Source organism: Alloacidobacterium sp., assembly GCF_035631355.1.
Lineage (GTDB): Bacteria > Acidobacteriota > Terriglobia > Terriglobales > Acidobacteriaceae > Alloacidobacterium.
The window spans coordinates 1-23770 of record NZ_DASQIX010000010.1 but is presented as its reverse complement, the minus strand read 5'-3'; the positions used below and the strand labels follow the sequence as shown (position 1 = coordinate 23770).

General features: G+C 56.1%; 21 protein-coding genes. 7 read left to right on the top strand and 14 right to left on the bottom strand.

The features are described 5' to 3' along the window. Positions 1-5 precede the first annotated feature (5 nt). Both VEV40_RS03270 and VEV40_RS03265 read right to left on the bottom strand, forming a co-directional pair. Positions 6-1736: an ABC transporter permease gene (locus VEV40_RS03270; RefSeq protein ID WP_324830130.1), complete on the bottom strand. Its 1731-nt coding sequence runs from the start codon at positions 1734-1736 to the stop codon at positions 6-8. A gap of 2 nt (positions 1737-1738) precedes the next feature. Beyond that, positions 1739-3088 (bottom strand): nitrate/sulfonate/bicarbonate ABC transporter ATP-binding protein, encoded by a 1350-nt coding sequence (locus VEV40_RS03265; RefSeq protein WP_324830129.1) that lies wholly within the window; start codon positions 3086-3088, stop codon positions 1739-1741. Between the two features lie 237 nt (positions 3089-3325). Between VEV40_RS03265 and VEV40_RS03260 the strand changes: the two genes are divergently transcribed. After that, positions 3326-3694 (top strand): response regulator, encoded by a 369-nt coding sequence (locus VEV40_RS03260; RefSeq protein ID WP_324830128.1) that lies wholly within the window; start codon positions 3326-3328, stop codon positions 3692-3694. A gap of 117 nt (positions 3695-3811) precedes the next feature. Here the strand turns inward: VEV40_RS03260 and VEV40_RS03255 are convergent, their stop codons facing one another. Beyond that, positions 3812-4480: a hypothetical protein gene (locus VEV40_RS03255; protein WP_324830126.1), complete on the bottom strand. Its 669-nt coding sequence runs from the start codon at positions 4478-4480 to the stop codon at positions 3812-3814. Between the two features lie 36 nt (positions 4481-4516). On the opposite strand from VEV40_RS03255, the gene VEV40_RS03250 reads away from it, so the two are divergent. From VEV40_RS03250 to VEV40_RS03230, 5 genes are all read left to right on the top strand, one after another. Then, the gene (locus VEV40_RS03250) at positions 4517-5779 is read left to right on the top strand and encodes a 3-deoxy-D-manno-octulosonic acid transferase (RefSeq protein WP_324830125.1); all 1263 of its coding nucleotides are present in this window, start codon (positions 4517-4519) and stop codon (positions 5777-5779) included. After that, positions 5776-6765: a tetraacyldisaccharide 4'-kinase gene (lpxK, locus tag VEV40_RS03245; RefSeq protein ID WP_324830124.1), complete on the top strand. Its 990-nt coding sequence runs from the start codon at positions 5776-5778 to the stop codon at positions 6763-6765. The genes VEV40_RS03250 and lpxK overlap by 4 nt, the downstream gene beginning before the upstream one ends. A gap of 12 nt (positions 6766-6777) precedes the next feature. Beyond that, positions 6778-7839 carry a glycosyltransferase family 9 protein gene (locus VEV40_RS03240; protein WP_324830122.1) on the top strand — a complete coding sequence of 354 codons (1062 nt, stop codon included), beginning with the start codon at positions 6778-6780 and terminating at the stop codon, positions 7837-7839. Then, positions 7829-8395 (top strand): isoprenylcysteine carboxylmethyltransferase family protein, encoded by a 567-nt coding sequence (locus VEV40_RS03235; protein ID WP_324830121.1) that lies wholly within the window; start codon positions 7829-7831, stop codon positions 8393-8395. The genes VEV40_RS03240 and VEV40_RS03235 overlap by 11 nt, the downstream gene beginning before the upstream one ends. Positions 8396-8499: 104 nt before the next feature. Further along, on the top strand, positions 8500-9213 hold the full coding sequence (locus VEV40_RS03230) for a DUF3108 domain-containing protein (protein ID WP_324830119.1): 714 nt from the start codon (positions 8500-8502) through the stop codon (positions 9211-9213). Here VEV40_RS03230 and VEV40_RS03225 read toward each other — a convergent pair. The 10 genes from VEV40_RS03225 to rpe all read right to left on the bottom strand — a co-directional run bounded on the left by VEV40_RS03225 (position 9207) and on the right by rpe (position 22117). After that, on the bottom strand, positions 9207-9527 hold the full coding sequence (locus VEV40_RS03225; protein ID WP_324830117.1) for a hypothetical protein: 321 nt from the start codon (positions 9525-9527) through the stop codon (positions 9207-9209). The genes VEV40_RS03230 and VEV40_RS03225 overlap by 7 nt on opposite strands. A 106-nt stretch (positions 9528-9633) precedes the next feature. After that, positions 9634-12312, bottom strand: coding sequence for a ComEC/Rec2 family competence protein (locus VEV40_RS03220; RefSeq protein WP_324830116.1), 2679 nt, complete (start codon positions 12310-12312; stop codon positions 9634-9636). 34 nt (positions 12313-12346) lie between these two features. Beyond that, entirely contained in the window at positions 12347-13609 is a 1263-nt protein-coding gene (rlmD, locus tag VEV40_RS03215; RefSeq protein WP_324830114.1) for a 23S rRNA (uracil(1939)-C(5))-methyltransferase RlmD, read from the bottom strand. Further along, complete coding sequence (locus VEV40_RS03210; RefSeq protein ID WP_324830112.1) at positions 13606-14253, bottom strand: hypothetical protein; 648 nt, start codon at positions 14251-14253, stop codon at positions 13606-13608. The genes rlmD and VEV40_RS03210 overlap by 4 nt, the downstream gene beginning before the upstream one ends. Before the next feature lie 75 nt (positions 14254-14328). Next, entirely contained in the window at positions 14329-15156 is an 828-nt protein-coding gene (locus tag VEV40_RS03205) for a type III pantothenate kinase (protein ID WP_324830110.1), read from the bottom strand. A gap of 17 nt (positions 15157-15173) precedes the next feature. Beyond that, the gene (locus tag VEV40_RS03200) at positions 15174-15986 is read right to left on the bottom strand and encodes a biotin--[acetyl-CoA-carboxylase] ligase (RefSeq protein ID WP_324830109.1); all 813 of its coding nucleotides are present in this window, start codon (positions 15984-15986) and stop codon (positions 15174-15176) included. Positions 15987-16011: 25 nt separating this feature from the next. Beyond that, entirely contained in the window at positions 16012-16896 is an 885-nt protein-coding gene (nadC, locus tag VEV40_RS03195; RefSeq protein WP_324830107.1) for a carboxylating nicotinate-nucleotide diphosphorylase, read from the bottom strand. Between the two features lie 10 nt (positions 16897-16906). Then, on the bottom strand, positions 16907-19645 hold the full coding sequence (locus VEV40_RS03190; RefSeq protein WP_324830105.1) for a valine--tRNA ligase: 2739 nt from the start codon (positions 19643-19645) through the stop codon (positions 16907-16909). 94 nt (positions 19646-19739) lie between these two features. Next, positions 19740-21380, bottom strand: coding sequence for an outer membrane protein assembly factor BamD (locus VEV40_RS03185; RefSeq protein ID WP_324830103.1), 1641 nt, complete (start codon positions 21378-21380; stop codon positions 19740-19742). 47 nt (positions 21381-21427) lie between these two features. Next, positions 21428-22117: a ribulose-phosphate 3-epimerase gene (rpe, locus tag VEV40_RS03180; protein ID WP_324830102.1), complete on the bottom strand. Its 690-nt coding sequence runs from the start codon at positions 22115-22117 to the stop codon at positions 21428-21430. Positions 22118-22228: 111 nt separating this feature from the next. Here rpe and VEV40_RS03175 point away from each other — a divergent pair, with 111 nt between their 5' ends. Beyond that, entirely contained in the window at positions 22229-23347 is a 1119-nt protein-coding gene (locus tag VEV40_RS03175; protein ID WP_324830101.1) for a DUF2235 domain-containing protein, read from the top strand. A gap of 6 nt (positions 23348-23353) precedes the next feature. Here the strand turns inward: VEV40_RS03175 and VEV40_RS03170 are convergent. Then, positions 23354-23770: GH116 family glycosyl hydrolase (locus tag VEV40_RS03170; protein ID WP_324830100.1), on the bottom strand; the 417-nt coding region annotated here is incomplete at its 5' end.

The window sequence follows — 23770 nt, the reverse complement described above, 5'->3', positions numbered from 1 at the left end:
AGAGTTCAATCCAGCCGATATTTGGTCTCGGCGAGTTTATACAGTGGCCGCCAGACCAGCCTGTTGATGGTCACCACCATCAGCGCCATGATGATCGTCGCCAGCAGCAGAACAGGGAAGTTGCCCGCATCACTGGCCGCGCTGATTTGGGCGCCCAGTCCAATCGTGTGCAGAGTCTGGTCTTTCAAATGGAAATATTCGGCGATGATCGAAGCATTCCACGCCCCACCGGACGCAGTAACCAATCCTGTAATCAAGAAGGGAAAAATTCCGGGCAGAATAACCATCGTCCAGTATTGCATGCTAGTGAAGTGAAACAGTCGCGCGACCTCGCGCATTTCTGACGGAATCGCCATCGCGCCCGCAATCACGTTAAACAGGATGTACCACTGCGTTCCCAGCATCATCAGCGCAATGGATCCGATGCCCAGTCCAGCTCCCAGTTTCATCAGCGCCAGGAGGATGACCGGGAACAGCGCCGTCGCGGGAAACGACGCGGCAACCTGCGCCAGAGGCTGAGCAATCCGCGCCAGCTTTGGATTAAAGCCGATCGCCACGCCCACCGGAATCGTCCATGCCGCCGCCAGCAGCAATGAGACATTCACGCGAAAAAACGTCGCTACCGCGCCTTCGAGCAGGGCAGCAAATTCAGATCGTGGGACCTCTCGCAGCAGCAGGATCGCTTTGAACGCTGCAAAACAGATAACCCCTGCGATAAGGATCGCGAACACAATCGTAACCGCCACATTGCTTTTTTTCTGGATATTCCTTTGAGCACCGTGCCGCCGCTCACGCCGTCTCGCAATCGTGCGATAGAAATGCTCTCCCAGAGGCGCGAAGGTCCGCTGATGGATCGCTCCCAGCACATTCGACTGCCGCAGCGCCGCCAGCACCGGCGACTTGACCCGGTCCGCCGCTTCTACATTCTCGAACTTGAACTTGTCCGACCAGTCAATCACCGGACGCCAGATTAGCTGATCGGTCAACACAATAATCGCGACCATCGTAATCAGTCCGTAAGTCATGGCCAGCGAATTACCTGTTGAAGCGGCCGTCTGCAGATACGATCCCAAACCAGGCAGCCGGAAATTCCGCGTGCCCACTGGGAACATCTCGCAGACCATCAGGAAAAACCAGCCACCTGCGACTGAAACCATCGAATTCCACACCAGGCCGATCGTTGCGTAGGGAAGCTCCAGTTGCCACAGCCTCTGCCAGCGCGAGAAACGGTTAATGGTGCAGGCTTCCTGCAATTCGCGCGGAATGCTCTTCAGCGATGAGTAAAAGCTGAAGGCCATATTCCACACCTGCCCGGTAAAAATCAGCAGGATCGCGCCAAACTCAATCCCTAACTGACGGCTGGGAATCAGCGACATCATCGCCAGCATCACGCCGGGCAGAAAACTCAGCACCGGAATCGACTGGAGAATGTCGAGCGTGGCAATCATCAGTGCTTCCACACGCTTGTTATATGCGGCAATGTAGCCGTAGCCCACAGCAAACAGCAGGCTCAACAGATAAGCAACGCCGATGCGCACGCAGGAATAAAACGCATACAGTGGCAGCATCGCCGGCGATTGCGATATCTCCACCTCCGGCACTGCGCCGCTCAACCAGTAGCGCGCAATCTGCAGCACAGCATAGAAGCCAGCTAGCAGCCCCATCGCCACCGTCAGGTCAAGAAAAAACGGCCACGAGCGCTCGATGACCAGAGAGCGCGAAAGTGTGTAGCGCATCTTCACGGCTCTTCGGTCTCCGACACCGCCTCGGCTGTTTCCTCCTCGGTCTCCGGAAGAATGAAGCGACGTTTTGCCGCGTCGAAATCGAAGAGTTCCGCATAGCGGCCCCAGTTGATCGCCGTTTCCAGTTGCCGCTGCGTTTCATCCTCACTGAACTGCTCATCGAGCATGTCGAGAAAGAATTCTTCCGGGACCGTATGGTCATTCTTGTTGTTGAGGGCCCGCGTAATCTGCCGCAACAGCAGCACATGATCCACCGCCGCCGCGCGGAACAACTCCTTCTGCTTCAGAATCTCCGATTCTGCATACTCGCGTCCGGCAGGCGTGATGGCCACATCGCCTTCCTCAACTGTCAAGAAGCCGAGCAGTTGGGCCGCATCCACAATCGGCAGCAGGTCGTCGATCTCGAAGGAAAGCTCGTCCGCCAGCCGGTACACATCAATGTGCCCGCCAAAATCAATGATGAACTCCAGTAAACCCGCGATCCCGCCCGGACGCGCATGCGGCAGCATTTCATAACGCATTTGCCGTTGATCGCGTACGCGCCGTCCATCGGTATGCAGGCGCGGCACGTCTGGCGTCACATCAGGCCGCGTGAGCACCGTGTAGATGTAATCCACCAATCTGGTGAACGCCGCGTTCTTCTTGTCGCGTGGATGCTGAATCACAACCTTGAAATCCGTCCGCACATGTCCCGGATTGCGTCCCAAGACGATGATTCGATCCGCCAACAGCACAGCCTCTTCAATGTTGTGCGTAACTATGAAGATGGCTTTGGTGGGAATCGTCTTCTTCTGCCAAAGCTCCAGCAATTCGCTGCGCAGGTTCTCCGCCGTCAGAACGTCAAGCGCGGAAAAAGGCTCATCCATGAACAGCACTTCCGGCTCGACGACCAAAGCACGCGCAAAGCCGACGCGCTGCCGCATCCCGCCTGAAAGCTCTTTCGGGTACGCAGTCTCGAAGCCGTCCAGACCAACTGTGTCCAGAATCTTGAGGCTGCGTTCCTTCCGGGCCTCCGGCTCAATACCAGTAGCCCTAAGCGGTGCTTCCACATTTTCCAGAACAGTAAGCCAGGGAAACAACGCAAAGCTCTGGAAGACAATCGAGACATTAATATGCATCGTCTCAATCGGTTTGTCATGCCAGAAGACCTGTCCGGCAGAGGGCTTTGACAGGCCGGAAAGCATACGAAGCAGCGTCGATTTTCCGGAGCCGGAGGGCCCCAGCAGAGCAACTATTTCGCCCGGAAGAATGGAAAGATCGGTAGGAGCAATGACCTGAATGCGGTTTTCGCTCGGCTGGGCGTAAAACTTTTCCACTTGCTGCGCTCGAATAATCGCTTCCGTCATCGGTCCGGCTCCGTCTACATGTGTCCTAAACCTCTAAACGGGAAACTAGCGTCGGAAGTCTTCCGAGGCGCCTCGCCCGTTTTCACGCCCACTCTAAATAGATACGATTGCAGGAAGATGAAGCATCCTCCTTGTGACAGCGTATCATCCTAGTAGGAGTCATCTGTCCACATTTTCGGCGGCGACTTTTCGTTGCTGCCGCATTTACCCTATTGTGTAGAGAGAGTCGAAGAAAAAATGCAAGACAATCATAAGCCAAAAGTTTTGGTGGCCGATGATGAGAGAGTCATCGCGGATACTCTTGCCATCATTCTCAATCAGAGCGGATTCGAAGCCACAGCAGTCTACAGTGGAGAAAAGGCCGTTGAAATGGCTGGCGCTCTCAGGCCCGACATGCTGATCAGCGACGTTATTATGAACGACCTGAACGGTATCGACGCCGCTATTAGAATTCGCAGCGTACTCCCGTCATGCAAGATCCTGCTCTTCTCCGGACAGGCCGCTACCGCCGATCTACTTGACCGCGCACGTAGCCAGGGGCATGAATTCGAAATCCTCGCGAAGCCCGTCCATCCGCAGGATCTTCTCGCTAAACTCCGCAGCTGAATCAGGACAGATGGGCAGAATTATCTGCCGAATGGTGATTCAGTTTTCGTCAAAAATTTACCCGTAACAAGAAACTCAATCTCGCTGACTCGGTTGTGTAATGCTGACTTGCTGCTTCTACTGCGGCTGTGTCTGCAAATACTTATCAAACGGGATTTCGAAGTAAAACAGCTCTTTACCGTCGGCATCCTTTACTTCGCGAAGAAGCAGTTTCGCACCGCGCAATGGGGACGAGCCTAATCCCTGAATGTCATAAAAAAGGAATCCTGCACGAGTGGTGTGCGGCTCCACGACGAGGGCTGCATATTCAAACTCTTCGAAATCCTCTTCGACCTTGCCATTCGGAGTTTTGGGCTTGGTGTGAATGTGGATAGGGCCGACGGGGATATTCTCTCCCTCTTTGTCACGGAGCGAAATGCGTCGCTCTATATCGTCAGCCTCCGCGGCTGGAATTCGGTCGCCATGTGCGCTGACGAAGTTAATGCGCACGTCGTTGAGCGAAATGGGGCGGTCGCCGCTGTTTGTGATGATGATGCGGATGGGGAGGAACTGGTGTTCCAGATAGTCCACGCGAAACATCTTTATCTTTTCTTCTGTGTTCCAGGGCACAGCAGCGATGGCTACATGCTCGGTTTGATGAATATCGACGGCCGGATACGTTGCCGCGTCTTTGGCCGGCGGCGGTCCGTGTTCAAAGGCCGATGATTCTCCGACGCAAGAAGCAGCAAGCAAGACCAGGGAAAGAAAACAACGAGAGCACATCATCCTGTGGACGATTATCATCATCGCTTAAGACTTCAGTAAAGTGGGATTGGTAAGCGGATGCTGCTTTTCTACAGCCTGGCCCTCGCACTTGTGCTCGTTGTGGGCGCGCCGTACTGGCTCTTCCGCATGACAACCAGCGGGAAATACCGCGAGGGGCTGGGTGAGCGGCTGGGATTTGTACCTCATCGTTTACTGGCAAATCTAAAGGGTGAGCCGATTATCTGGGTTCATGCTGTTTCAGTTGGCGAGTTGCTGGCGGCTGCGCGCATGATCGAAGACCTGCGAAAGGAGCTTCCCGAATGGCGTGTCGTTGTATCGACCACAACGCGGACCGGGCAGGCCCTGGCGCGGCAACGCTTCGGAGTGGAGAATGTCTTTTATTTTCCATTGGACTTTGCTTTTGCAGTGCGCGCTTATCTGCGCGTGCTGAAGCCGCGTCTGCTTGTGCTGATGGAGACGGAGTTCTGGCCGCGCCTGCTTGTTGAATGCCGCCGCGCCCGGGTCCCAGTTGCAGTTGTGAATGCCCGCATATCAGACCGTTCGTGGCCGCGCTATCTGCGGCTGCGGTTTCTTTGGAAGCGGTTATTAGGCGATCTCCGGCTGGTTCTCGCGCAGAGTGAGACAGATGTGGAACGCCTACGCGCGATCGGCGCCGCGAATGTTTGCTATGGGGGGAATCTGAAGTATGACATCAGAGCTACAGAGCCCGCCGCCATAACACAGGCCTTGGCGGAATGGATTGAGACGGGAACGAAGGTGCTGGTTTGTGGGAGCACGCTGGAAGGCGAGGAGCAGCTTCTGCTCGATGCTGCGCCAACCGCTACGTTTATGATTCTGGCTCCCCGCCATCCTGAGAGATTTGAAGCAGTAGCGCGCTTGCTGGAGCACAATGGCAGGCCATGGGTTCGGCGTTCGCAATGGATGGCATCGCCCACGGCTCTTACCGCGGGCAGTGTTTTTCTGCTGGATTCGATTGGCGAGCTGGCTTCCGTATATTCGCTGGCGACAGTGGCGTATGTGGGCGGAAGTCTCGTCTCTGGAGGAGGGCACAATCCTCTGGAAGCAGCGCAGTTTCGCATCCCCGTAGTGATGGGGTCGCATTATGAGAACTTCCGTGCGATTGTGGATCGATTGCGGGAGCAGAACGCCATTCGCATCGCGGATCCAGACAATATTGGAAATGAGTTGGAAGCGCTTTTTTCTGATGAGGCGCTGGCTCGCGAAATTGGCGACCGCGCCTGGGGCGTATTTTCTGCAGAGTCGGGCGCTACGGCGCGTGCGGTAGCAGCGCTGACTAATATTATCAGGGAACAGGCATGATTCCCCGCGCACTGTGGCCTCTTACGTCTCTCTATGCCACTTTGGTCGCTACGAAGAATGCAGTCTATGATCGCGGACTAGCGAAAGCTCAACAATTGAGGTGGCCTGTCATCAGTGTTGGGAACATCTCTGTCGGCGGCTCTGGCAAAACGCCCTTTGCTATTGCTCTGGCAAAACTGTTGAAGCAACAGGGCGCGCTAGTGGATGTGCTTTCGCGAGGGTATGGGCGTAGATCGAGTGTGGTGGAGTGCGTTGACCCGGCAGGCAGCGCGGAGCGCTTTGGCGATGAGCCATTACTCATCGCGCAGTCGGCGGACGTACCGGTTTATGTGGGAGCAAGCCGTTATGCAGCGGGCCTACTTGCCGAGCGAGATCAACCTGGTGCAGGAATACATCTGCTCGATGATGGATTCCAGCACAGGAAACTGGCACGCGCGATGGATATTGTTCTTCTTCATCGCAGCGACTTCGATGAAAGCCTTTTGCCCGCAGGACGGCTGCGCGAATCACTCAATTCGCTGAAGCGCGCATCGGTGCTGGTTCTGCGCAAAGAAGATAGCAATGTTGAGGAGAGGCTGAGAGGACTTGGCATTGATAAGCCGATTTGGCCGATCAAGAGATCGATTATGGTCCCGAGCAGTCTGGGGAAAGCAGTTGCTTTTTGCGGCATAGCGCACCCCGATGAGTTCTTCGCAATGCTCAAGCTGCAAGGTGTTGAGGTCATTGCCATGCATGCCTTTCGTGACCATCATCGTTACAGTGATGATGATGTGCAGTTCTTAATGCAGCAAGCTGAAAAACATTCCGCAAGCGCATTTCTCACCACGGAGAAAGACCTTGTCCGCTTATCCCCAGCGCAAAGAGAAAAGTTCAGCTCTCTTGCTGCGTTTGATGCTGTGAGATTAAAAGTTCAGTTATGTGATGAAGCCGCTGCCATGCGTCATTTGGAGCTGTTGCTTCCAGCCGGATTCAAGCGATTGCTGTGAGAAAATGAGAGCTTGCCAACAGAAAATCAGCAGTTACGCGTGCTCATTCTGCGCTTGGGCGCAATGGGTGATATTCTCCATGCCCTGCCCGCAGTCACGGCATTGCGAGTCAAGCATCCGGGGTGGTTTATCGGCTGGGCGGTTGAGCCGCAATGGCGCGGTCTGCTGGCTGCGGAAGGGGCAGCGATTCGCGGTATGTCAATGCCGATCGTTGACCAACTGCATATTGTTCCTGCGAAAGAGTGGGGGCGGCATCCAATCAGCGCGCGCACCATAAAGCAGATACGCCAGACCCGTCATGAGCTTCGCGCTGCACAGTACGATGTGTGCGTAGATCTGCAGGGGGCAGTGCGCTCAGCGGTGATTGGAAAGTGGGCGCATCCGCGGCGGCTTGTCGGAGAACAGAAGCCGCGTGAATGGGCAGCGCGGTACCTTTTCGATGAACATGTGCCGACGCAAGGAGCGCATGTGATTGAGCAGGCGGTGGAAGTTGGAAATGCTGTCGTTCACGAAGAACTGCCGACCATGCTGCCCTGGTTGCCTGCAAGCGAGTGCGCGGAGCGATACTGCGATGCACAGCTTGCGGCATTTAACGGCAAACCAGTCGTGATTCTGAACCCGGGCGCCGGCTGGGGCGCGAAGCGCTGGCCTGCGGAACGTTACGGCGAGGTGGCGCGCATGTTTGCAGAGAAGGGCTATGGAGTTGTGATCAATTCCGGGCCAGTTGAAGAGGCACTGGCAAAAGAAGTGAATGCTGCAAGTGGGAACGCCGCTCTGGTACTCTCGCCTGCGTTGGATGAATTGATTGCGTTAACGCGCCGCACATCCCTAGTTATTGCGGGTGATACAGGGCCTCTGCATCTTGCCTCCGCACTGGGAAAGCCGGTGGTGGGCATCTTTGGCCCAACCGACCCGGCACGCAATGGGCCTTTTGGCGGCAATTTCCGTGTCCTGAGGCATCCTGAGAGCAAGCGCGATCACAGCCGCCGAGCCGAGCCAGAAGCCGGCCTGCTGACCATTTCATCCAGCGAGGTCTGGAGTGCCGCAATGGAGCTGTTAGAAGATGCCCGCTGACTGGAGCCGCGTTGCACGTCGCATCCGCGTGCCGATGGGATTCGTCTTTGCCGGGATCTACATCTGGCTGGCGCGTCCCACATTTGTCTCGATGGCTTGGAGCCTGCTCCTGGTGCTGCCAGGAATTTGGCTGCGCGGCTATGCCGCCGGATATGTGAAGAAAAATGCTGAATTAACCGTGACAGGACCATACGCCTACACGCGCAATCCGCTGTATCTGGGTTCAATGTTGATTGCATTTGGGTTTGCTGCAGCATCGAAAAGCATTGTGATTGTGATGTTGCTGGCTGTGCTTTTCGTCATCATTTATGTTCCGGTCATTCGCTCGGAAGAGGCATTTCTGCGCTCGAAATTTGCAGGCTTTGACATATATGCGGCCAGTGTCCCGCGACTATTGCCGCGTTTTAGACCTGCTCGCATAGAGGACAGCGGGTCGGATTCGGACTTGGGCAGTTTTTCTTTCCCTTTGTACCGCAAGCACCGCGAGTACAATGCACTCATGGGTGCGGCGGCCATTTATGCTGTGCTCGCCCTCAGAATTATTTTCAAGCACTAGAAGAGTGAGCACGGATATTGAATTGGCATCCTAGATTTCTCCCCATTGTTTTGTGTTGTTTGTTGCTGACATGCGGGCGGGCCCAGAATACACAGAATCAGCCTGTGCAGAATGCGCTGCAACTGCCCGCGCCCCATCCCGGCCTTGCGCTTCCCGCGAAACAAAGTCTGACTTATAGCGTAGATTGGCGTGTCTTTTCGGCTGGAACGGTAACGTTTCATCAGGAAGCCGACGGCGATGTGCAACGCATCAATGTCGTGGGCGATTCAATCGGCGCTGTAAATCTCATCTATCGGGTCAGCGATCGCTTCCAGTCTTCTTTTAATCGGCGCAGCGGCTGCTCGGCAGAATTCAGCAAGCAGCTCATAGAAGGTCGCCGTCAAGTCAACAGCGATCTGAAATTCGATTATGCACAGAGTAAGGCAATTCTCGATGATAGGAACCTTGTTTCCGGTATGAGCAAGCACCAGGAAACTGTAATTCCCTCGTGTGTATCTGATTTGCTTTCAGCAATTTTCTATACGGCATCGCTGCCCCTGCAAGCAGGGCAGAGCTTTCAGATTCCGCTGTTTGACGCGGGGAAGACCATCCCGGTCACAATGAAAGTTGAAGGCAACGAATCCATAAAGACACCTACAGGAACTTATCAAACCGTTCGCGTACAGCCCACCGCTGATGCGGGTGTAGTGAAGAACCGCGGCAACATCTGGATCTGGTATACGGACGATGAGCGCCATATGCCGGTGCAGATGCGAGCGCGGCTCTTCTGGGGAACAATTACGTTCAGCCTCACCAACATCGATCAAAGTAGTTACTGAATTCGATATCGCTCGCGCATGAGCCGCTGCAGGCGCGGCTTATAGATCAGGTTGTAGGCCAGCTCCTTGTCAGGGAACATGGCGAGCGCTGCGCGCCGGCTGTCTGCCACCATTTCAGCAGCTTCGTCCACGGTCACCGTATCGTCCTGGCTGATGACGGACATGACCATGTTCATCATCATCTGCAGACGGCGAATTTTGCGTTGCTCTTCGCGCAACTCTTCCGGAGTCTGGCGCGGAGATTCGGTTGTTTCAGGGGAGTTGATGTGTGAATGCGGACGGTCGCGATTGCCATCAACTTCACTTGGGCCCATGCTTGTCCTCCATAGGCGGCACTGGGGGCTTGCTTTTCCGCCGTCGTACAACGGTAGGGATGCTGTGCAAACGGAAAAGATGCCAAGCGTAGTCGAATTGGCACGATTACTCTGCAGGAACCACACTCCAATCGGCTTCTGTTACATGTTTCCCGTCCAGATAGAAAGTGGAGGCGCCAAGCAGATCGGTGCGATAGGTGCGAACATGGGCATCCTCAAGCTTTTCCAGTGTTTCAAGCTTCGGATGCCCATAGTAGTTGTGCAGTCCGACTGAAATTGCCGCGTATGATGGCGAGACAGCGGCGAGAAATCCGGGTGTGGTGGATGTCTTGCTGCCGTGATGGCCCACTTTCAACAGATCGGAATGCAGGCCCCCGTGCGCGACCATGCGCGCTTCGCTTGCTGCTTCAGCATCGCCTTCAAGCAGCGCGGACGTCTGGCCATAGCTCACGCGCAGCACGAGCGAATCATCATTGCTTGGCGTAGCTCTGGGCATATAGCCGGGTGCGGGGGAGAGCACTTGAATCTCCGTGCTGCCGAAGCGAAACGAATCACCAGCGGCCTGTTGCCGCATTCTGATGCCCAATGCTTCAGCTTCCTGGATGATTCGATCATAGGTCGGCGAATCCGGATTGCGACCGATCCACAATTCGCGCGGTCGGAAGTTCCGTAACACGGCGGGCATTCCGCCAATATGGTCGGTGTGAGCGTGCGTGATTGCGACCGCGTCCAACTTGCGAATGCCGCGTGCCCACAGCACCTGCGAGACGACATCCTCTCCCATATCGAATTTCGCATCAGGCGAAGCGCCGACAACGCCGCCGGCATCGATCAGGAGGGTTTTCCCTTCCGGTGTGATCACCAGCAGCGAGTCACCCTGACCTACATCGATGGTTGTTACTTCGAGCGAACCGCGGTGATATAGCGTGCGATTTGGCACGATCGCGATAAAAGCGGCAGCGGTAAGCACTGTAAGCGTAAGCAAGATTGCAAGTCTCTGTCGCCGGACAAGCCATATTGCGAGCGTCGTCCCGGTCAACCAGATGGTAATCGCGATAATCGACGGGGTTGGCGTCCGTAAATCCCCAGTCATTGAATTGGCAAATAAATGGATCACCCACAGCACAGCATGAAGCACGGCCGAGGTCAGCACGGCTGGCAAAAATGCGATGGCAGGTGCGACGAGAAGCGTAAGTAAAACGATAATCGCGGACGGCAGAAGAATGCCGAGTAGCGGAACAACGAAGAAGTTTACAGGCAGCGCGACTGCGGTGATGCGGTGGAAATAAAGAGCCATCGGCATCGACATAACAAGTTCCACGATGACGGAGATCAACAGCAGTTCCAGTCCGCGCAGCAAGCCGCGCATCAAAAACGGAATTGCGTTGGATATGCGACGGCCAACGATGAAACTGGCGTGTTCGGCGATCAGCCTCATGCTTACGCGGAACTGCGCGATACGCGGAGGCAGAGCAGGATCTATCGGCAACAGCCAAAGGTCTCGTAATGCCGCAAGGTATGGCGCGAACGTCTTTTCTGCAATCGGGGCGGCGACGCCGGCAATTGCCAGAACCGAAAGCAGGGTCATCTGAAACCCGGCGTCTAACAACGCCTGTGGCTTTATCACAAGCAGGCCCAGCGCCGCGAAGCCGATGGCATTCAGCGCGCTTCGCTCTCGCCACAGTAGCCGTCCGATCAGAAATAGCGTAATCATCCAGAATGAACGCTGCACCGGCTGACCGTATCCAGTAAAGAGCGCGTAACTGAAGGAAAGCAGAATGGTGATGAGCGTGGCTGCGACGCGCGGTAAGCGGACTGCCTTTGCCAGGAAAAAAATGAGTCCGGCGAAGATGGCTAAGTGCATCCCGGAAACTACCAGCAAGTGAAACGACCCAGTGCGTTCAAAGCCAGTGCGTACACCGCGCGAAAGATAGCTGCGGTCTCCGGTCAGCATGGCTGTCAGCATTGTCGCGTCTTCATGGTTCAGCCGAAAAAACGCTGGAAGGTGCGCGCCCGGCTGCTGCCTATCTGCAAACGCAAGCAGGCGTGAACTTACGTTTTGCTGCATGCTATGCAGCCAGCAGGAAAGCGTTGTATGCGCTGCTTCAGAGACGACGCTAAACGCGGCCGCTTTCCCGCTGCCGAATGCGCCGATGCCTTCGGCGAGCATGTATTCGCTCTCGTCCCACACGCCGGGGTCGAGATACCGCTCCGGCTGCCGCATAGTGACTGTGGCACGCACTATGTCTCCGCAGCTAATGCGTGGAAACGCTGTGTCAAGCGGCGCAAAGAGCGTGAGAGACAAGCCGCCTGCAAGTGGCTGAGGCATACCATTTGTAATTACAGAGTTTAGTTTCAACTGGAATTGTTGGCTTTGCTCTTCGCGTAATTTGTCAGAAAAGGGAAGAGTTGATTCGATGCTATGGACGGGTCCAAGCCGCGTTACTGTCCCTTCAACGATGCGCCGAGTTCCGTCCGCGAGCTGCACAAGCTGTATCTGCGGGGCAGGCTGTGGAGCAGCTTCCGCGCAGAAAACGCCGAGAATAAGAAAGGTGGCCCCCACAGGAAGCAGTGAAACCCTTTGCGCTTTGGAAGCGGCAAGCAGGGAAAAAGTCCCGCAACCCAAAAGCCCGAACAACGATAGCGCCGGAGCAAACCACATACCTCGCGAGGCACCGACGCCGCACGAAAAACAGATAGCCGCAAATAGCAGCGGCACAAAATGGAACCGCAAAGGTCCGGTGACAATGGAAGACGGCGCGGCTTGGTTCGCTGCCTGAGGCATTGTGTCGCAACCTCAGCAGGACATGAGCAGGGCCTCAGGCAAGCGACAATACTGTGACGCTTTCCAGATGAGAGGTCTGCGGAAACAGGTCCACCATATGTATGGTTCTGAGATGATAGCCGGATTCTACCAACGCGCGCAGATCGCGTGCGAGCGTTGCAGGGTCACACGACACATAAACAATCGTCTGCGGCCTTACTTTGGTAAGCAGCGAAACAACTCCATTTCCGAGCCCTGAGCGCGGCGGGTCTGCGATAACCAAATCGGGTACAACACTGTGTTGCTGCCGCAGAAATTCCAGTGTTCCGCTTCGTACGGCTTTGTGCAGTTTGCCGGGTAAATTCTGTCGCAAATCACTTGAAGATGAGGGAGCCGCTTCAACCGCGATCACTTTCTCAAACCGCTGACTGAGTACTTGTGCAAACAGTCCGACGCCCGCATACAGGTCCCATGCGAGGCTTCCGGAAAAATCTGTTGTGACAAGCTGTACAAGCCGATTGATCAGGAACCGGTTCACCTGGAAAAATGATCCGATGCTTACGCGATACGCATATTCACTGACGCGATAAGTGAGTGCCTGCGCTTCCCACTCCACCAGCTTCTTTTCCGGAGACCTTTCATCTCTTGCCGAAAAGATGGCTGTTCCCGCAAGCTCTGAAAGAGCTTGCTGCATCTCCCGGCAAATTCGCTCAAGCACAGGAGACGGATTGCTTATATGACGCTGCGTCCAAAGCGACATCAGTAGATCGTTTTCATTCGTGAAGAATTCAATTTCGTTTAATCCCTGAAACAAACCGCCACCGATGCGGCTCGCAACATCAATGGCACGCTGAATCAAGGGAGAGGCAATCGGGCATCGGCTTACCGGAAGATTTGCATGAGATGCACGCTTCTTGTAGCAAAGTGCAAATGGATTTTGTTGAATGTGCAGGCGAACACGGTTGCGGTAAGCAAGCGGCTCCGCATACACCGGAACAATTTCAGGCAGAAGCGCTAGTCGGGCCCGCTCCAGCGTTTCGCGCAGGATATTGAGTTTCAGATCAGCCTGATGCGCGTAGGTTGCATGTTGATACTGGCATCCGCCGCACTGTCCAAAGTACTCACAAGGTGGGGCGGCACGCTCCTTTGACGGCTCAAGGACAGCATCCAACTCGGCTTTGGCAAAGCTTTTTTTGTCTTCCACAATGTGGGCTTCAACGATTTCGCCCGGCAGCGTCAAGGGCACGAATATCGCCTTCCCCTCAGCGCGCGCCAGTCCCGCTCCGCCATAGATGCACTTCTCGATTTCGAGCTTCATGACTGGCTCATGTAGAAGAGGCTCATGCGCGGCAGTCGGTATTTTTCGAGAAGCCGTTTGTGCAGAAATTGCTGCTCAACTTGTCGAATCTGCGCAGCCTGCATGCGGCGCTTATAGGGTGCCAACTCTCGTGCCGCCTGTTCGCGAAGGGTTGTCAGATCGGCTTCGGGAGTCGTTGCTATGAGCGTTGCAAGAAGCTTTTCTTCAAGCGCAGTAAGGGTCCGTTCCAGTTCTTCGAGGTCAGGCTGCTTCGTACGAATGTCGATGGCCAATTCTCGCAAACGATGACTCATTTCATGGGCTGATTCCTGCGCAATTCCGGACAATGTCGCTGCCGAAAGTTCTCTGGCGCATGACTCAAGATGCACAACGATGCGCTCGGCCTCAAAGCCGGGCGCAGGTGTTTCACTGCCTCCTCCCGAAGCTCCAGCACCCACTGAAGCCTCTTTCATTTCCTCAACCGCTGTCATAACTTCCTGCGTGCAATAAGCCAGGCCGTTTACGCGCCGGACTCGCGCACGCGATTTGCGCGATTCGTATTTGTCGAAGGCGGCGTCGATGCCGCGCAGCACAGCTGCAAGCGGCACACCTGCCTCGCGCCACGTTTCAATGAGCGCCCAATCCAGCGTCGATAGCAGAAGCAACGATCCCCGCCTCCGCTGAAAGTGCTCTTCGATTTCCGTGAAATAGTTGAAATAATTTTCCAAAGTACGACGATATCAGGAGTGGGACGCGTGCTCATTCGCGTTCGCTGCACCCTTCATTGCGCGGTTGCGCTCGTAAATGAGGCGAAGTCCGTCGAGGGTGAGCCTGTCGTTCACTTCTGAGATGTATTTTGACTCGTCAGCGATAAGATGCGCGAGGCCCCCGGTGGCCACGCACTTCGTTTCTTCGCCAAGCTTAGCAATCATGCGTTCAAGAATGCTGTCGACGAGACCGATGTGACCATAGAACAGGCCGATCTGAAGGTTATCGACAGTATTGGTGCCGATGATCTTCGCCGGCTTCTTGATTTCGACGCGTGGAAGCCTCGCTGCCCGCGCAAACAGAGCTTCCGCGGAGATGTTCAAGCCCGGAGCAATCGCGCCGCCGAGGAATTCGCCCTTCTTTGAGATCACATCGAAGTTGGTAGCAGTGCCGAAGTCGACCACGATGCAAGGGCCGCCATATTTGTGAAACGCGCCAACGCAATTGGCTACGCGGTCAGCGCCTACTTCGCTCGGATTATCGGTCAGGATTGGCAGCCCGGTCTTTACTCCCGGTTCGATGAAGAGCGGCTTGTGATGAAAATAGCGCTCGCAAAAAACACGCAGGATCCAGTCCATAGGCGGAACGACTGACGCAACCACTATGCCGGTAACGGCGCTGCTTTCGACCCCTTTGCTCTGCAGCAGGCTTTGCACCAGGATGCCGTACTCGTCGGCAGTCTGCGCATGCCGCGTGCTGATGCGCCAGGTCGCGCGCAGTTCGCCGGCGTGTCCGTCGTTATGGAGCGGATAAATCGCTATGACCGTATTTGTGTTGTTTACGTTCAATACAAGGAGCATTTATCTTCTACGGTCCTTCACCTGATTTCCCGAACTCCGCCTGAGTACACGGTGCGTAATCCATGTGGCGTGCGCACTTGCAGAAAGCCGCGCGCGTCCAGACCCGCCGTCACTCCTTCGAAGCCTTCCGCTTCATCAACACGTACCTGCTTACCGCGTACCCAGCTTGATGCCCCCTCCAGACGGTTAAGTACAGATTGCTTCGCGATGTTCGCTTGAACCGGGTCAGAGAGCGCGAGCACTTCGCGATGAAGCGATTGTAGCAGGGCGATCAGCAATTCCTGTCGCGGCCAATCGCGCCCCGTTTCGATGTGCAGCGATGTGGCGAAGCTGCTCAACTCCGGCGGGAAATGCTGCTGATGCACGTTGATGCCAATGCCTACGACGAGATGGCGAATGCGAGTAACTTCAGCATTGAGTTCGGTGAGAATGCCGCAGAATTTGCGCGTACCGAAAAGCAAATCATTGGGCCAGCGCAGATCACATTCCAGCGACGTAACCTGCATGACGGCATCGCGTACAGACAGTCCAGCAGCAAGCGAAAGCCACAGCACGTCCGCCGGAGGGATATGTGGACGAAGCAGTACGCTTACATAGAGTCCCGAACCGGGCGGTGACGACCACTCGTGTGCACCGCGCCCGCGGCCTGCCGTTTGTTCATCAGCGAAATAGACCGTACCGTCTTGCGTGCCAGTCTCGGCCTGCTGCATGGCGTAGGTACTAGTGGAGTGGATCGTTGGGAAGAAATGCAGCTTGCCGGAGAATGGAGTGCCCGCGAGAGCATTGCTTAGCGCGGGAACGTCGAATGGGTCATCGGGGATGTCCAGCATCGTCGAAATTCGCTCAGGATGACAATCAGTAAATCTCAGCAGTGATTTTCATACTCAGATCCACGGCCACGGCGGAATGGGTCAGCGCGCCGACTGAAATATAATCGACGCCTGCAAGCGCATACTTGCGTATGTTCTCAAGGACGATTCCGCCGGATGCTTCAATGGGAATCGTCAGCCCGCGATCGCGCACGATGCCAACTGCTTTCTTGATTTCCGCGGGCGTCATATTGTCGAGCAGCAGCGATTCGGCGCCGTTATCGAGCGCTTTTTCCAGTTCGCCGAAAGAGCGCACTTCAATGTCGATGGTCTGTCCCGGTTTCCGCAATTCATGCGCGCGCTGCAGCACTTTCTCAATGCCGCCGCCGAGCGAGATATGGTTGTTCTTGATCAGGATGCCGTCGGAAAGGTCGAGCCGGTGGTTTTCACCGCCGCCGCAGCGCACAGCGTATTTGTCCAGAATGCGTAACCCCGGAATTGTCTTGCGCGTGTCCAGCACGCGGGCGCCGGTCCCGGTAATTGCGTCCACATACTGCCGCGTCATGGTGGAGATGCCGCTCATGCGCTGCATCAGGTTCAGAATGACGCGCTCGCAAGCGAGGATGACACGCGCGTTGTGGCGAATCACGGCGATGGCGTGGCCCTTGGTTACGCGCACGCCGTCGAAGATTTCCGGATGACTGATGACTTCATAGCGACCGCTGCTGCGTTTGTCGAGTTGCGCGAAAATTTCGAGAAAGCGCGGGATGCAACCGAGTCCGGAGACGACGCAGTCCTGCCTGGCGATGATGGTGGCCGAGGCGCGCAGGCTCGGATCGATCGTGACTGCTGTAGTGACGTCGCTGGTGGCCTTGTCCTCCACCAGCGCCTGCTCCAGAATTGCCTCGACCCGCCTGCTTTTCCAGTCCATTCAGTTCCCTCTAAGTTGCCAAATCGTCCAACGCCTTGCGCGTTTTTTCAATCAGGATAACGAGTTCAGCCGCGCGCTTGCGTAGACCTTCTACTACTTGCGCAGGAGCTTTGCGGAGAAAGGCGGCATTACCAAGCTGTCGTTCTGCGTTGATCTGTTCTTTCTCGAATTTTGCCAGGTCTTTGGTCAGCCGTTCGCGTTCGGCAGCAACATCGATTTTGCGTTCGTAGATGATTTGCACATCGAATTGTGGGGTTGAGCGGATGCCAGCGCCTTCGAGCGGAGCCGTCACAAAATTCAGCGTGGCTGCTCGCGCCAACTTTTGCACAATTCCGTCATTCGCGCCAAAGATATGCTCTAGGCCATTGTTGGTGCGGACACGCACCGGCACGGTAGATTTTTCTTCCACGCCAAGGTCTTTGCGTGTGGCGCGAATCGCAACAATCAGTTCCTGCAATTGCTGCATATCAGCTTCCAGGGCAGCATTCATCGCCTTGTCGCAAGCCTGCGGATAACGCGACAACGCGATCGACTTAGCCGAAGGCTTACCGTCGTACACTGCATGCCACAACTCTTCCGTAAGAAATGGCATAAAGGGCGAGAGGAGACGCAGTGCCGCTTCAAAGGTGCTTAGAAGTGTAATCAAAGCTGACTTGCTGACTTGCTTGGACGCAGACTCGCTGAAATCGAGCCGCAGCTTGACGATCTCCAGATACCAGTCGCAGAAATCTCCCCAGAAAAACTGATAGACGAGGCTGGCCGCTTCGTGGAAACGATACTCGCTGAGCGCCTTGTTCACTTCGGCTGCCGTATTGTTGAGACGGGAAGTAATCCAGCGTGCTTCAATGGGCGCATTGGCATCAGGCGCATGCGCATCGGCCAGAGTTTGCGGGTCAATGACGATTCCCGCTTCAACGGCCCGATCCACATTCATGAAGATGAAGCGGGCCGCGTTCCAAATCTTATTGGCAAAGGCGCGATAGCCTTCCGTGCGCCCTTCGCTGAAGGCAATGTCCGTTCCGGGAGAAGCCATGGCCGCCAGCGTGAACCTCACAGCATCAGTTCCATATTTGCTGACGATCTCGATGGGGTCGATCACGTTGCCTTTGGTCTTCGACATCTTCTGCCGGTCGGCGTCGCGCACCAGCGCATGGATGTACACCTCACGGAAAGGCACAGCGTCTTTGAGCATGCGTTCGGAGCCGTCGGCCATCGGCACGTCGAGCATAAAGTGGCAGCCAAGCATGATCATGCGCGCCACCCAGAAGAAGAGGATGTCGAAGCCGGTGACGAGCAACTGCGTGGGATAGAAGACATCGGAATCGTGCGTGTGGCGCGGCCATCCGAAGACAGAGCAGGGAAGCAGCCCGGACGAGAACCAGGTGTCGAGCACATCTTTTTCCTGTTCGAGTTCTGTGCTTCCGCAATGCGAACACTTCATAGGCGTCTCGCGTGCGACGGTAATCTGCTTACACGTCAGGCAATGCCATGCGGGAATGCGGTGCCCCCACCATAGCTGGCGCGAGATGCACCAGTCGTGAATGTTGCGCATCCACTCGAAGTAGGTCTTCGCGTACTGCTCCGGCGTGAACCTGATGTAGCCCTGCTCAACAGCAGCGATGGCCTTGTCGGCCAGCGGCTGAATCTTGATAAACCACTGCGTCGAAAGCCGCGGCTCGACGACAGTCTTGCAGCGATCGCATTTGCCAATGGAGTTGACGTGGTCCTTCGCGCCGGCCAGCAAGCCTTGTGCTTCGAGATCTGCAAGGATCCGCTTGCGCGCCTCGTAGCGGTCGAGCCCGGCGTATGCGCCGCCTTCGGCATTGATGTGCGCTGTTTCATCCATCACGTTGATGGAGGGTAGCCCATGCCGTTGACCGAGCGTGAAGTCGTTCGGATCGTGCGCGGGGGTGACCTTCACGGCGCCTGTTCCGAAGTCGGCGCTTACCCAGGTATCTGTAATAATAGGAATTTCGCGCTCAACCAGAGGCAGCCGCAAACGCTTACCGTGCAGATGTTTGTAGCGCTCGTCTTCCGGGTTTACAGCCACGGCAACATCGCCCAGCATCGTCTCCGGACGGGTGGTGGCGACTGTGAGAAACTGGCCCGGTTCTTCAATGACCGGATAGCGTATTTCCCATAGTTTGCCCTGCTGTTCTTCATGTACCACTTCAAGGTCGCTGATGGCCGTCTGGCAGCGCGGGCACCAGTTCACGATATAGGCCCCGCGATAGATCAGTCCCTGTTCGTGCAGCCGCACGAAGGCTTCGCGCACCGCCACAGACAAGTTGTCGTCCATGGTGAAATATTCGCGCGACCAGTCCACGCTCGCTCCGAGCCGCTTCATCTGGTCCAGAATCGCGCCGCCGTAATGCTGTCTCCACTGCCACACGCGCTCGACGAATGCCTCGCGGCCGAGCTCCTGCCGTGTCTTATTTTCTGCGGCTAGCTCGCGCTCAACCATCATCTGCGTGGCGATTCCGGCATGGTCGGTCCCAGGGAGCCATAGCGCCAGATCGCCGGACATGCGCCGCCAGCGCGTAAGGATGTCCATCTCTGTCTGATTGAGCATGTGGCCCATGTGCAGACGGCCAGTGACGTTCGGAGGGGGCAACAGAATGGTAAAGTGCTGCGCTGAGGGAGCGCCTCCCGGAGTGGGCACGTCGAAGAGGCGCTCACTCACCCAGTATTCCGCCCAGCGATCTTCAATCGCGGTCGGGTCATAAACTTTCGGCAGATCGTGAGACATTTTTTAAAGAAGACCTAACCTTTCACGATAAAGCATTTCGCCTGAAGCACAAAGGCCGCCAGAGGCGGCCTTCGGTGTTTTAACTGATTCCGTCTTAAAACGGATTCAGCTTGTCGAGACCAGTCTTCTTTTTCTTGCTGGAAGACTCTTTGCTCTTGTCGACTGGGACATTCTTGGCTTTGCCTTTCTTTGTGCCCGTCTGGACCTGTGCGGCGGCAGGTTGGCTGCCGCCCTTTACATCATTGACCTGGTCTGGCGCCGCGGCTGGCTTGTCCACCGGCGGCAGAGCCGCATTCGAGGTGGCAGGGCCGACTGCTTTCATTCCATAGTTATCGGCTGCCGGGTTTCCGGGTACTGGCGTTGTGCTCGCGGGAGCAGGGGCCGCTGCGCCATTACCAGGAGCAGCTTCGTTGCCAGCGCCGGCAGCTGGGGCCGGTGCGGCTTCAGTTGAATTACCCGTTGAATTTCCGCTCGGGTTCACAATTTCAACACTGGTCGAGTTGCCGCTGCTGTTGACCGTCGGAATTGCTTCCATTTCGACCGCAGTGCTGCCGCCCGCGCTCGCTGGAGCAGCCGTGCCCGTGGCGGTTGCGGCCGAGGCTGTCGCAGTCCCTCCACCGTAGGTTGGAGCAGCAGGCATTTGCTGGCCCTTCATCGCAGCGTTGAACATGGCCACAGTCGTATCACGAACTTGCGGCGCCGTGGTCTGCGCGGGGTCTGTCAACGTTGGCTCCCCCACACGTACGGCGCGTACTGTTGATGGGCCTTGCTTCACCAGAAGAAGAGCGCGGTCCTTGAGCCGAACCGTGGTCCTGCTGCCCTCTTCAGCCTCGCTTTCCGCCAGTTGCGCCTGCGTTGGCTCGGGAACCGGCCGCCCCATGGCAATCAGGCGGTCTTTGGCGTCTTCAACATGCGGAGCCATGGCGTACTGTGTTACCACGCGGTCATAGGCGTCTGCAGCACGGTCGTTATACGCCTTTACCAGTTCCGCTTTTGCCTTAGGTGGAAGGTTCAATTTTGACGCCAGCTGCGCCTGTGTCACGTAAGCGTCGCCCAGCGTGATCAGTGTCTGGTCGCTATGGCTGAAGAGTGGATAGCTATCGGCCACGGTCTGCAGGCGCGCAATAGTCGCTGGCCAATTTTCATGCGAGGCGTAGAACTGGCCAATTTCAAACTGGCGCTGCGCCAGGACCTCCTGTACATCGCGCAAACGCTGCTTGGCGCGTGGAACAAGCGGCGAGTCAGGAAACTGCTGAATCATCTGCCGGTATTCCTGCTCGGCATGCAGCACATTCTGCGGGTCGCGGTCGGGCTTCTGCATCTGCTGGTAATAGATGTCGCCCACCTTCATCTGCGCCTCGGCCGCCTCAGGCGTGTTGGGGAAGAAGGTGATGAAGTCCTTGTACTCCTGCTCGGCCTGCGTAAGCGCCGCCGATCCGCCCTCCTTGTACCAGGTGTCACCTACGGCCAGTTTGGCGCGCATCGCGTATTCGGTGTCGGGATAGGTGTTCAGCAGTGTCTGCAGATCGAGGCGGGCCACGTCGTACTTGCCCTTCTTCATGGCCTTCATGGCCTTGTCGAAGAGCTCCTTGTCTGGTTGCTTTGAGTTCACATTGGCCAGCGGATTGGTGCTCAGGTCTGACTGCTTCTTTTTCTTCTTGCCGAGAGCGTTGCACGCCGGCACCATCGCCAGGCACAGACAAACAGCCGAGACTTGGGTCACAAAACGATTCATAACACCTCAACATCTATGCAAGTTCTGACCCTTGCATCCTATTTCTGTCAGGCCACCGGGCCCAAGCTTTCCACTTCAGCTGCCTTTCGCGCAGCGTCCAGTAGCTCGCGCGTATTCCGCTCAGCATTGCCGTCGCCGAAGACCGCATTCCCGGCCACCAGCAGCTCGCCCCCATTTTCGACGACCGCAGCCATCGTATCGTGAGCCACGCCGCCGTCTACTTCAATCCTATAACTCAGTCCCAGTTCCTGGCGAAGTCCTCTCAACTGTCGCATCTTCGTCAGCGAATAGGGGATGAATTTCTGACCGCCAAAACCGGGGTTTACGCTCATCACCAGAACGTGATGCACCATGCCGAGAATGGGCCGCAGCACAGCCACTTCCGTCGCCGGGTTGATGACCACTGCGGGTTGCATGCCGTGTTGGGCTATCAGCTCCAGCGTGCGATGCAGGTGCCGGCAGGCTTCATAGTGCACGCTTACCCAGTCCGCGCCCGCGTCGGCAAATGCCGGGATGAATTCATCGGGGTTCTCGATCATCAGATGGCAATCGAGTGGCAGGTTCGTAACCTTGCGCAGCGATTTCACAACTGGCGGTCCCAGAGTGATATTGGGCACAAAATGCCCGTCCATCACGTCCACATGGATGACCGTGCCGCCACCGCGCTCAGCCGCCGCAACTTCGTCCGCGAGACGGGCAAAATCCGCCGAAAGTATGGATGGAGCCAGTTCAACCACGACATTGCCAGTGTATCAGTTCAGCGCATGTGAAACGCCCATAGATTTGGCCATCACTATCCACTAGAATTGCGCGGTCTTCCCCCAATCTGAAAAACGGGTATGAAAGTCATGAGCAAGAACATTGTCCTCTGCTGTGATGGCACCGGCAACGACTTTGACGATCCGGAAACCAACTCCAACGTCGTAAAACTGTACAGCACCCTTGTCATCAATGAAAACCAGGTGGGCTATTACCATCCTGGTGTCGGAACGATGGGTTCGCCTCAGGCGCATAACCGGCTGCAGAAGGAGTGGTCGCGCATCAAAGGGATGGCCTTTGGCGCCGGCCTGCTTGACAATGTCGCCGACGCCTACCGCTACCTGATGAACATCTACGAAGATGGTGACCGCATCTATCTCTTTGGATTCAGCCGCGGCGCCTTTACGGCACGCGCCATCGCCAGCGTCTTGCATGTTTTTGGATTGTGCTGTGCCGGAAACGAGGGTCTTATCCCATATTTGTTGCGAATGTATTCGCAACTCACGCGCAAGGCAAAACGCAAGAGATCAACCTTCGATTCAGAAAAGGCGTTCAAGCGCACGTTTACGCATCAGAATCCGGTGAACATATACTTCTGCGGCCTTTGGGACACGGTAAGTTCTTATGGTTGGGTCTATTCGCCCATCAAGCTGCCTTATGAAGGTCGAAATCCCATCATTCTGACTGGTCGCCACGCCGTTTCTATACATGAGCGCCGCTGCTATTATCAGGACAATCTTTGGGGCAAATCTTTTTCTGGACAGGACATTCGCCAGGTATGGTTTTCCGGTGTGCATTCCGATATCGGCGGCAGTTATCTGGAGCAGGAAAGTGGCCTGTCAAAAATTGTGCTGGAATGGATGCTGGTTGAAGCCGAGAAGGCTGGCTTGCTGATCGATTGCCGGAAGGCGCAGGCGGTGATGGGACGCCACAACAGTGCTGAACATCATCACGGAATGCAATACGCAGTCCCGGATGCAAATGCGGAACTTCACAAGTCGCTGCGTTCCTACTGGTGGATTCCAGAATGCCTGCCACACCTGGGAAATCCCCGGTCAAGAGACGGTGGCCTGTATCTCCCGCTGGGCCGATATCGCATGATTCCACTTGGCTCTCACGTCCACGAAAGTGTCTTGGAGGGAAAGTGGAAACCTGCTACGTTGCCTGCGCATTGCGTCGAGCCGTGGGTTCGCTACAGGACGGAGTGAGGAGGCTCATTTCCTCTTGTTATCAGTCAATTCCGACGCATATTCCATCGACCAGATCGCGCCAGGACGCATGTACATGCTGGCGCGATACATCCCGTCTTCGTCATACGCCTCGGGTGTGCGGAAGAAATATCCGCGGTCGCGCCAGACCACATTGTAGACGCCCTCGGCGGTCTTGTAGCCCTCGTCAGGCATGCCCTCAAAGATCATCTCTGAGGCGACGGCGAAGGTCGTGCCTGTCCATACCTCCGTCACCTGCGGGTTCTGATCGAGCAGCTCACCTTTCGGCCCCATGCCATTCACTGCCCCCATCTCTCCATTGCCGAAGAGCAGCACATTGTTGTTGTAAACCGTCTTCAGCACGGAGAGCCGCATTCGCTTAGGAACCAACTCGCCGAGGCCGGTAAGGTTGGCGTACCATTG